General features: G+C 57.6%; 4 protein-coding genes. 3 read left to right on the top strand and 1 reads right to left on the bottom strand.

Annotated elements, in window-relative coordinates:
• The 3 genes from ACE3OH_RS18220 to ACE3OH_RS18210 form a co-directional block, all read left to right on the top strand.
• Positions 1 to 2,284: Tn3 family transposase (locus tag ACE3OH_RS18220; RefSeq protein WP_374356486.1), on the top strand; the 2,284-nt coding region annotated here is incomplete at its 5' end.
• A 271-nt stretch (positions 2,285 to 2,555) separates the two neighbouring features.
• Positions 2,556 to 3,242: a helix-turn-helix transcriptional regulator gene (locus ACE3OH_RS18215; RefSeq protein ID WP_374356483.1), complete on the top strand. Its 687-nt coding sequence runs from the start codon at positions 2,556 to 2,558 to the stop codon at positions 3,240 to 3,242.
• Between the two features lie 231 nt (positions 3,243 to 3,473).
• Positions 3,474 to 5,786, top strand: a complete 2,313-nt coding sequence (locus tag ACE3OH_RS18210; protein WP_374356480.1) for a S8 family serine peptidase — start codon at positions 3,474 to 3,476, stop codon at positions 5,784 to 5,786.
• Between the two features lie 44 nt (positions 5,787 to 5,830).
• On the opposite strand, the gene ACE3OH_RS18205 is transcribed toward ACE3OH_RS18210, so the two are convergent.
• On the bottom strand, positions 5,831 to 6,020 hold a 190-nt coding region (locus tag ACE3OH_RS18205; RefSeq protein ID WP_374356477.1), incomplete at its 5' end, for a hypothetical protein.

Genomic DNA, 6,020 nt, shown 5'->3' with positions numbered 1-6,020 from the left:
TAAACACCTTGCCCAGCAATTTCCTCTAGTACCTATTCCGGTGCCGAAGCTGCGCTTCTTCCGCTATATGGCCCTGGCACTGAATGCCAGCGAGGCCAGCCAACTGAAGCCCACTAAGCGCTATGCACTCGCTGTCATTTTTGTGCGCGCGCAATACAGCCGCACCCTCGACGATGCGGCGGATCTCTTCATTCGCCTGATGCAAAACATGGAGAACCTGGCGCAGCAGAAGCTAATTGCCTACCAGCTGGAGCATACCAAGCGAGCCGACATGCTCATCGGCCAGCTCAAAGAAATACTCGACGCTTATCGCTTGAATGGCACCGATACCGAGCGGGTCGACGCGATCGGGAACACGCTCATTGCCGATCCCGATGCGTTGTTGGCCGAATGCGAAGAGCATATGGCCTTCGCTGGTCGGAACCATCTGCCATTCATGTTGCAGCCATACCAGAATGTGCGGCCGCTATTGTTCAATTGTCTGGAAATTATGTCGCTGCGTTCGACTAGCCAGGATACGTCGATGGAACGACTGATTGCCAGCCTGCTCTCGCTACGCTCAACTCGTATGGCCAAGGTCGAGCTCAAGACGTTACAGCTCACCTTGGACAAAGATCTAGACTGGTTGACCGGAAACTGGCGCAAACTGGTCCTGATCAAGCCCGCAACCGGTCCAGTCGTAGAAGTGGACAGGAAGTACCTTGAACTGGCGATCCTCCACCAGATCAAGGACGAACTGCGCTCGGGTGACCTATGCATCCAGGACAGTGAGCGCTATGACGACCATCGCGAACAGTTGGTAGACAACGATACCTTCGAGCAAGAGCTGGCGGAATACGGTGAAGTCACCGGCGTGGAAACCAGCCCGGGCGCCTTCACCGAAGGCCTCAAGCTCGCACTCACTACGTTGGCCGACGAGACGGACAAAGGATTTCCAGAAAACGCACACGCAGACATCGTCGATGGCCGCCTTATTTTGAAGCGCATGCAACGGCCGGAAGTCACAACGGCGATCAAGGTGCTGGATCAGGCTATCACCGATGCGCTGCAAACCATCAGCATTGTCGATGTGCTGATCGATACCACGCGCTGGCTCAACCTTCACGAGCACTTCCGGCCGTTGGCCGGCACTGAGAGCAGAGTGGAGGACCCGATGATGCGTTTCGTGACCACGTTGTTCTGCTACGGGTGCAACCTGGGTCCGACGCAAACGGCACGATCGATCAAGAGCTTCACTCGCAAGCAGGTAGCATGGCTCAACCTCAAGTACGTGACCGAAGAGCTGCTGGACAAAGCCATCGTCCAGGTAATCAACGCCTACAACAAGTTTGACCTACCGAGCTACTGGGGAACCGGCAAGTCGGCCTCGGCTGACGGTACCAAGTGGAGCGTCTACGAGCAGAACCTGGTGTCCGAATACCACATTCGCTATGGTGGCTACGGCGGCATTGGCTATTACCACGTATCGGACAAGTATATTGCGCTGTTCAGCCGCTTCATTCCCTGTGGTGTGCACGAAGGCGTGTACATCCTCGATGGCCTCATGGCCAACGAGTCTGATATCAAGCCAGACACAGTTCACGGCGATACCCAGGCGCAGAGCTATCCGATTTTCGCCCTGTCGTACCTTTTGGGCATCAAGTTGATGCCGCGCATCCGTAACGTCAAGGATTTGACCTTCTTTCGACCGGAGACTGGGGTCAAATACAAGAATATCGACAGCCTGTTCGGTGAGAGCATCGATTGGAAGCTGATTGAAACCCACATGCATGACATGATGCGAGTCGCGGTATCGATCAAGCTCGGCAAGATTACCGCCTCGACGATCCTGCGCCGCCTAGGCACCTTCAGCCGCAAGAACAAGATGTACGCCGCGTTCCGTGAGCTAGGCAAGGCGATTCGGACGCTTTTTCTGCTGCGCTACATTTCCGATGTCGAACTGCGTAAGACAATCACTGCCGCCACCAACAAGAGCGAGGAATTCAACGACTTCGTCAAATGGGTATTCTTTGGTGGAGAAGGGGTAATTGCCGAGAATATTCGGCATGAACAACGCAAGCTAACCAAGTACAGCCATTTGGTAGCGAACATGTTGATCCTGCACAACGTGGTCCAGATGACCAAGGTGTTGACAGAGATGAAGCGTGATGGCGCGGAGTTGAACTCCGAGGTGCTAGCGGGGCTTGCACCGTACCGAAGGGCCCATGTCAACCGGTTCGGGGATTACACGCTCGACTTCGATCGAGAGTTGCAGCCTCTGGATTTTGAGACCCGGATTTTGTAGCTAAAATCATTATAATTCAGATTGTTAAGTTAAAAACGGCTGTTTATTTCGCGTTGCGCGGCCGACCCTCTATACCCCCGATATCGATGGCGCCTTGGCGCGCGTGCCGGCAGCTGGCGGCGCCGTGGTCATGCCGAAAATGCTGCTGAGCCCGGAAATCGGGCATATCGCCGTAATGCGCGACAGCGAAGGCAATCATGTCGGCCTGCATATGCCACCAGCGGCTGCCTGATCATGGGCCATATGCAAGTTACGCCACGTTGAGGCAGCCATGCGCCGCGCCGATCGCTTATTCCAGATTGTCCAGCTGCTACGCGCGCGGCGGCTGACCACCGCGCGCTGGCTGGCCGAGCGCTTGCAGGTGTCGGAGCGGACCGTCTACCGCGATGTACGCGACCTGATGCTGAGCGGGGTACCGATCGAAGGTGAAGCCGGCATCGGCTATGTGCTCAGGCACAAGCTCGACCTGCCGCCGCTGGCCTTCGATCGCGCCGAGCTCGATGCCTTGAAATTAGGTGCACGCATGGTCAGCGCCTGGGGCGACCCGGCGCTGGCGCATGCAGCCGAACTGGCACTGGCCAAGATTCGCACCGCCTTGCCGGATGAATTGCGCCAACCGGCCAGCCTGCCGGTGTATGTGCCGGATCACCACAATTACCCGCTCACCTTGCTCGGGCCATTGCGCGATGCAATCGCCAAGCAGCAGGTCATTGAATTGCATTATTGCAATGAGAGCGGGATCAACAGTTCGCGCAGCGTCTTTCCGCTCGGGCTGTTTTTCTGGGGAGACAGGTGGACTCTGGTTGCATGGTGCGAGTTACGCAACACTCATCGACAATTTCGCCTTGATCGAATCAATGCTTACAGTTTGCACGCGCGCCATTACATCCTGCAGCCGCATCAAACATTGAGCCATTATTTGAAACATGTCGGCGCTAATGAGCCTTTTCCGGATTAGTCCGTCGACAGATCCATCAGCTGCTTGAACCGATGAAGGACTTCTCCCGATCGGTTTGAAGACGTCCCTGCATAGCGCTATCGCCAAACCAATTTCCGTTTTACCCAATAACGGCAGAAACGAGTGCCTTGGACTATCTTGGGTAGCCGGTGGCCGCAAGGCGACCGTGTCTAGTCAATTCCGCCACCAGAGCGCAGATCCATCTGCCTTGGCGAAACCTGGAGGAAGTCCATGCTTTCAAAACGCATCACCTTTTTGCTGACAGCGGCCCTTGCCGCAACTGGCGCACAAGCCGCCACCAAATTGGACGCCACGCTCACCGCGCTGGCAGCCCACCCGCACCTGACCGACAAACTGATGCCTGCTGCATCGGTCGCGCGCAGCCGCCTTGGCGGTGAAGCCATGGTGGATGGTCTGTTGCGCTTTGATGGCGATGCATTGGCCGCGGTGCAGGCCAAAGGCGCGGTCGTGCGCAGCGTGCTGGGCGATGTAGCCAGCGTGCGCCTGCCATTGCGGCAGCTTTCGGCGATTGCTGCGCTGCCCGGCGTGATCTACATCGAGGCTTCGCAACCGCTCAAGCCGCGCCTCGATGCAAGCGTTCCGGCAACCCGGGCCGACACCCTGCGCAGCGGCTCGCCATTCAACTGGAGCGGCGCGACCGGCAAGGGTGTGATCATCGGTATTGTCGATGACGGCCTCGATTTCCGGCATCTCGACTTCCGCAAGCAAGATGGAACGACGCGCTTGCTGTCGCTGTGGGATATGCGCGCCAGTGGTGCTGCCGGCACGCCGCCTGCCGGCTATGACTATGGCGGCATTTGCACCCCTGACATGCTCAACGCTGCAATCAAGGGCAGTAGCACTGCCTGTACCCAGCCCTCCAGCGGAGGTCATGGCACCCATGTCGGTGGTATCGCAGCAGGCAACGGCCAAGCCACCGGCAACGGCAAGGCGGCATTTCGCCACATCGGCATGGCCCCCGAAGCCGATATCGTTGCCGCCAATGCGATCGGCGCAGGTGTACAGGCCAGTAATGCCGTCGTCGATGCGGTCGCCTATATCAAATCGGTCGCCAAGGCTGCCGGCAAACCGGCCGTGGTCAATCTGAGTCTCGGGGCTTACACCAACGGGCCCGGCGACGGTACATCGAATTACGAACGGGCACTATCGAATGCAGTAGATAGCGGTTTTTTCCTGGTCGGCGCGGCCGGCAATGAGGGAGATGCCAAGATTCGCGCCACGGGCGATCTGGCGGCCGGTCAGACGGTTGACTTGCATTACCAGGTGCCGGACGCCAGCAAGTCCTACCGGCTGAACATGTGGTATCCCGGTACGGCGGCCATCGAAGTCACGGTCAGCGGGCCGGGTGGCAGTTGCAGCAGTGGTGTCTCCAAAGCCGGTGCAACACCGATTGATGTTCAGACCAGCTGCGGCAATATCGTGATCAGCAATAGCGATATCAACCCGAACAATGATGATCGACAGATCCTGATCAATCTGGCGGCAGGCACATCGCCGCTGGCATCCGGACAGTGGAACATTTCCCTGAAAGCGACCACGCTCGCGGCACCGATCAAGTTCAGCATGATCGGCGCCGAAGACGCCAATGGCGGCAGCTTCACCAATTTCACCGAGGCGGTGACCGGCGGCATTCTCACTGATACTTCAACCGCCACCAAGGTACTGGCTGTAGCGTCTTACAACACCAAGATCAGCTTTTCCAGTCTGGCAGGCGCGAGCAGCCGCACTGATGTCGGCACTTTAGGCGACTTGTCCTTGTTCAGCAGCCGCGGGCCGCGCCGCGATTGTTCGAATCTGGTGAAATGCCCGCAGATCATGAAGCCAGAAATCACCGCACCTGGTGCCATGATCATGGCGGCTCTGGCCGGAGACAGCAAAAAAAGCGATCAGGCTGCGGTAGATCCTGACGGTGTGCATATTGCTTTGAACGGAACCAGCATGGCCACACCCCATGTGGCGGGCGCCATAGCGCTACTGCTGCAGAAAAAGCCGACATTGCGTTATGACGAACTGCGCACAGCCCTGCTCGGCCAAGTACAGAGCAATAGCTTCAGTACCAATTTGCCGACATTCAATGCCAGTGTGGCACTACCGGCGAATCCGAACCATGGCTGGGGATATGGCATTCTTGATGCCGCCAAAGCCTATGCTGCCGTCAGTGGCGGTAGTGCCACCGTTGGCTTTGCTCCGCATCGCGTTGCTGCCAATGGCGCGGTCAGTTACAGCGCCACCATTACCCCATTGCCGGCAGATGCGGGTCAGACGGTCAATGTGTACATAGCCGCCGTGTTCAATGGCGCAGTGTTTGTACGCCGTGGCAGTAACTGGGAAGCCTACTCGCCAGCGGATATACCTGCCGCATATAGCACGAGCGCGGCGGGCAATATTGAAGTTGCCATTGCCAGCTTGCCGGACAGCGTCAATTCAGCACTGCTTGGTGCCCAGATCTTCGTCGGCTATGGCAAGGATGCTGGCGATATGCTCAGCAACCAGAAGCTGACGTTGTTGACGACGATTCAGTAGCGCGAATCATTGCTCGGTTCCGCACCGGCAATTGCGAAGGCAGATCATATGAAGTGGTCTGCCTTTGTTTCGTTCTCGCCATTTCCAAGGCACGCAAGGAAGTGGATGGCCTGGTTGGTGGCAGAACCTGCGGCCTTTTGATCCTGCCGGCCGAATGCACCGTTGCAAGCCGCAAGCGCTACCTGTAACGCAGCATATCTCGCGCAGCGTCCTGCATCTGGCTCGATGCGAAAT

Source organism: Chitinimonas sp. (genome assembly GCF_041904975.1).
Classification (GTDB): Bacteria; Pseudomonadota; Gammaproteobacteria; order Burkholderiales; family Chitinimonadaceae; genus Chitinimonas.
Note: the sequence above shows the minus strand (reverse complement) of the source record. Positions and strands in the feature narration are given on the sequence as shown.

Bases quoted from the DNA above. Each gene is read 5' to 3' on its own strand.
- ACE3OH_RS18215 (WP_374356483.1), top strand. From the start codon at position 2,556: ATGCGCCGCGCCGATCGCTTATTCCAGATTGTCCAGCTGCTACGCGCG.
- ACE3OH_RS18210 (WP_374356480.1), top strand. From the start codon at position 3,474: ATGCTTTCAAAACGCATCACCTTTTTGCTGACAGCGGCCCTTGCCGCA.